The sequence below is a fragment of the Sulfitobacter sp. HI0040 genome (genome assembly GCF_001634885.1).
GTDB lineage: Bacteria > Pseudomonadota > Alphaproteobacteria > Rhodobacterales > Rhodobacteraceae > Sulfitobacter.
In genome coordinates this window covers 1-4,712 of the sequence record NZ_LWEX01000177.1, presented here as the reverse complement: position 1 = coordinate 4,712, position 4,712 = coordinate 1, and the positions used below count along the sequence as shown (strand labels likewise).

General features: G+C 61.2%; 3 protein-coding genes. All 3 read left to right on the top strand.

Annotated features, from left to right (window positions below; genetic code table 11):
- Positions 1-4: 4 nt before the first annotated feature.
- Positions 5-961 carry a TAXI family TRAP transporter solute-binding subunit gene (locus tag A3728_RS11365; RefSeq protein WP_067923620.1) on the top strand — a complete coding sequence of 319 codons (957 nt, stop codon included), beginning with the start codon at positions 5-7 and terminating at the stop codon, positions 959-961.
- 115 nt (positions 962-1,076) lie between these two features.
- Positions 1,077-3,848: a TRAP transporter permease gene (locus A3728_RS11360; RefSeq protein WP_067923617.1), complete on the top strand. Its 2,772-nt coding sequence runs from the start codon at positions 1,077-1,079 to the stop codon at positions 3,846-3,848.
- A gap of 168 nt (positions 3,849-4,016) precedes the next feature.
- Positions 4,017-4,712, top strand: a 696-nt coding sequence (locus A3728_RS11355) for a carbon-nitrogen hydrolase family protein (protein ID WP_150120745.1), incomplete at its 3' end; no start/stop codon positions are given.

Sequence of the window (4,712 nt, the reverse complement as noted above, 5' to 3'; positions counted from 1 at the left end):
AGCTATGAAGCTATTCAGAACGCTCGCGGTGGCAGGGGCCTTGTCGGCCGGTACTGTCGCGATGGCGCAGGAAAAATTCATCACCATCGGTACGGGCGGTCAGACCGGCGTCTACTTCGTCGTCGGTCAGTCAATCTGCCGCCTCGTCAACCGTGAATCCGACGAGCATGGTCTCAAGTGCACGGCGCCTTCCACGGGCGGCTCCATCGCGAACATCAACGCGATCAAGGCCGGTGACATGGATATGGGCGTGGCCCAGTCTGACTGGCAGTTCCACGCCTACAACGGCACATCCCAGTTCGAGGGTGACAAGTTCGACAATCTGCGCGCGGTCTTCTCCGTCCATGGTGAGCCGTTCAACGTGATCGCCCGCGCCGACAGCGGCATCGAATCTTTCGATGACCTCAAGGGCAAGCGCGTGAACATCGGCAACCCCGGTTCCGGTCAGCGCGCGACCATGGAAGTCGTGATGGACGCCAAAGGCTGGACGCTTGACGATTTCGCACTGGCATCCGAGCTCAAGCCGGCCGAGCAGGCCGCCGCACTGGGTGACAACAAGGTTGACGCGATCATCTACACCGTGGGCCACCCCAATGGCTCCATCCAGGAAGCTGTATCGACCGTCGACGCCAAGCTCGTGCCGGTCGAAGGTGAAGCGATTCAGGGCCTGATCGACAACAACCCCTATTATGCCGCCGCGACCATTCCGGGTGGCATGTACAAGGGTACCGATGAAGACGTGAACACCTTTGGCGTCAAGGCGACATTCGTCACCTCCGCCGATGTTGACGATGAAGTCGTCTATCAGGTGGTCAAGGCGGTCTTCGACAACTTCGACCGGTTCAAGCGTCTGCATCCTGCATTCGAGAACCTGACCGAGGAAGAGATGATCTCCGGCGGGCTCTCCGCGCCGCTGCACCCCGGTGCCGAGAAGTACTACAAGGAACGCGGCTGGATGTAATCCGGCTTCCAGCAAGCGGAATGGTGGCGGTAAACCCGCCGCCATTCGACATTACCCGACCAAGAAAAAGAACGTACCGGCCTTAAAAAAGAGCCGGACGACAGGGGGAAGATGAATGGCGCAGAAGGACAAAGACGACGAAAAGTATCAGCAGCAGGCTGCGCTCGTTGAAATGGAAGCCACCGGTGATCGTGGGGGTCTCAGCCAGCAGGAGCTGGATGAGCTGGTCGCGTCTTCGGATACGGGCGGTCGCAGTGTCGCCGGGCCGATTGGCCTTTTGCTCATGCTCGTCGCGCTGGGTTGGTCGCTCTTCCAGCTCTACATCGCTTCGCCCTTCGGTCTTTTCAACGACACACTCGCCCGGTCCATTCACCTCGGCTTTGCCATATTCCTGGGCATCCTTGCCTTTCCCGCCGCGCGCACGAAATTCCAGCTCGGCCTCGGTATCATCGTGCCGCTGGCGCTCGCCGGGCTTTTCATGGTCGCGGCAAAGGACAGCGTTTCGATCTGGTGGATTCCCCTGCCGGCTATCTTCGTGGCGGCCACGGTCATCCTGGGATCACCGAAAGACCGCATCCCGCTGTGGGAATGGGCTTTGGCCATCGTCGGATCGCTCGCGGCGCTTTATCTTTTCATTTTCTACCGGGACATCGCTGACCGGGTCGGGGCACCGATCCTGCAGGACTATGTCGTCGCGGTCTTCGGTATCCTGATCCTGCTCGAAGCGACGCGCCGCGCGCTTGGCCCCGCCCTGATGATCGTGGCGTCGGTCTTTCTGCTCTATACGGTGCTGGGGCCGCAGATGCCGGGCATTATCGCGCACAAGGGTAACAGCCTGTCCGAGATCGTGAACCACCAGTGGATCACGACCGAAGGTGTCTTCGGCATCGCGCTGGGCGTTTCGACCAGCTTCGTCTTTTTGTTCGTTCTCTTCGGATCGCTGCTCGACCGGGCGGGCGCGGGCAATTATTTCATTCAGGTCGCCTTCAGCCTCATGGGCCACATGAAGGGCGGACCGGCCAAGGCGGCGGTCGTGTCTTCAGCCATGACGGGGCTGATTTCCGGCTCCTCCATCGCCAACGTGGTGACCACGGGGACTTTCACTATCCCGCTGATGAAGAAGGTGGGGTTCAACTCCGAAAAGGCCGGCGCGGTCGAGGTCGCATCCTCGGTCAACGGTCAGATCATGCCCCCCGTCATGGGGGCGGCGGCCTTCCTGATGGTGGAATACGTCGGCATTCCCTATTTCGACGTGGTGAAGCACGCGTTTCTGCCTGCGGTCATCTCCTACATCGCGCTGGTCTATATCGTGCACCTCGAAGCGTTGAAGGCCGGTATGGAAGGCCTCCCCCGCCCGGTGGAGCCGAAGCCCTGGGTTGCATGGCTGCTGTCCATCGCCTTCACCGTGGCCGCCATCTGCGCGCTGTCCTTCGCCGTCTATTACCTGATGGGCTGGATCAGGCCCGCCTTTCCGGAAACGGCGGGATATATCATCTTTGTCTTCCTCACGCTGGTGTATGCCGGGCTGCTCTATGTCGCCTCGAAGGAAGCGCCGCTGAAGCTCGATGATCCCAATGCGCCGGTAACAAAGCTGCCGCTGCCCGGGCCGACCGTACGGTCGGGTCTGCATTTCATCCTGCCCGTGGTGGTGCTGGTCTGGGCCCTGATGGTGGACCGCCTGTCGCCCGGCCTCTCGGCCTTCTGGGCCTCTGCCTACATGATCTTCATCCTGCTGACCCAGCGCCCGCTCATGGCGATCTTCCGGGGCGAGAGCAGGCTCGCCCATGACATCAAGAACGGTTTCCTCGATCTGATCGACGGTCTGGTAACCGGAGCGCGCAACATGATCGGTATCGGTATCGCGACCGCAACGGCAGGCATCATCGTCGGTGTTGTCAGCCAGACGGGCGTCGGTTCGGCGCTGGCGGACGTTGTCGAAGTGCTGTCGGGCGGCAATATCCTTGCCATTCTGCTGCTGACAGCGGTGCTGTCACTGATCCTCGGGATGGGGCTGCCGACCACGGCGAACTATATCGTGGTTTCGGCGCTGCTTGCGCCGGTCATCGTGACATTGGGTCAGCAGAACGGGTTGATCGTGCCGCTGATCGCCGTGCATCTCTTTGTTTTCTACTTCGGCATCATGGCGGATGTGACGCCACCCGTGGGCCTCGCCTCTTTCGCCGCTGCTGCGGTTTCTGGGGGAGATCCCATCCGGACCGGGGTCGTCGCGTTCTTCTATTCGCTGCGTACGGCGGCGCTGCCCTTCCTGTTCATCTTCAACACCGAGCTTCTGCTCATCGGTGTGGGCTGGGGGCAGGGCATCTTTGTCTTCATCGTGGCAACGATCGCGATGCTGCTTTTCGCGGCCGCAACACAGGGCTGGTTCTTTGCCAAGAACCGCTTCTATGAAACGATCGCACTGCTGCTGATCGCCTTTACCCTGTTCCGCCCCGGTTTCTGGATGGACATGGTATCGCCGCCCTACAGCGAAGAAGCGCCGAGCGAGATCGTGCAGGCCGCGGCGGACACTCCGGCGGGCGAGAAGCTGCGACTGAGGGTCGCAGGCCTCAATGATCTGGGCGACCCGATCGAATTCGTGGCGCTGGTACCCATCGGCGAAGGCGCGACCGGCGAAGAAAAGCTGGAAGCCGCGGGGCTTTTGTTCCGGCAGGATGGCGATGCCATGATCGTGGACGATGTGGCCTATGATTCACCCGCTCAGGCGGCAGGACTGGATTGGGATCAAGAGGTTCTGCGGGTGCTCAAGCCCGTCAGCCAGCCCAGCAAATACTGGATGTTCATCCCCGCGCTGCTGCTTCTGGCGCTGGTCATCTTCCTGCAGAGGGGACGCGCGGCGCGCGGGGCCCGGCGGGCTGCGACGGCCTGATATCATAGCTGTGTTTTTCGCATACGGGCCATGCGTGGGCCGGACAGGTCGTGTGGAAGTCACCTGTTTCACATCCCTTCGGATAGGCGTAAGGGACGTGCCAGCCGGTGCGCGGGATCGGAATTCTCCGAGTTTCTCCGCCGCCGCATTCGCACGGAGTGAACAGTTATGACCCCTTTTGCAATCGCCGGCGTACAGATGTACGTGAATGCCCTGCAGTCGAACGTCGATGGCATGATCCAGCGCCTCGATATCCTGATGGCGCGTTTCCCATGGACGCAGATGGTCCTTTTTTCCGAACTGGCGCCTTTCGGTCCTTTGGATAAATTCGCACTGCCCCCCGAGAATGAAACGATCGAACGGTTTCAGGAAGCCGCGCGCAAGCACCGTGTCTGGCTGATCCCCGGTTCGATGTTCCTGAAGCATCCCGAAGACGGGCGCATCTACAACACCTCGGTGGTGATCAACCCCGAAGGCGAAGTGATCCGCCGCTATGCCAAGATGTTCCCGTTCCGGCCCTACGAGGAGGGCGTGGCCGCAGGAACCGAGTTCTGCGTTTTCGACGTGCCTGACGTCGGGCGGTTCGGCCTGTCCATCTGCTATGACATCTGGTTCCCCGAAACGACCCGCCAGTTGACCGCTCAGGGTGTCGAGGTGCTGTTGCATCCCGTGCTCACCGGCACGACCGACCGCGACGCAGAGCTGGCGATTGCCCGTGCGACCGCCGCGCAGTTCCAGTGCTATATCTTCGACGTGAACGGCCTTGGCGCAGGGGGCACCGGCAAGTCCTGTGTCGTCGATCCGACGTCCATGGTGCTGCACCAGTCCGCGGGGCAAGAGGACATGTTCCCGATCGAGGTCGAT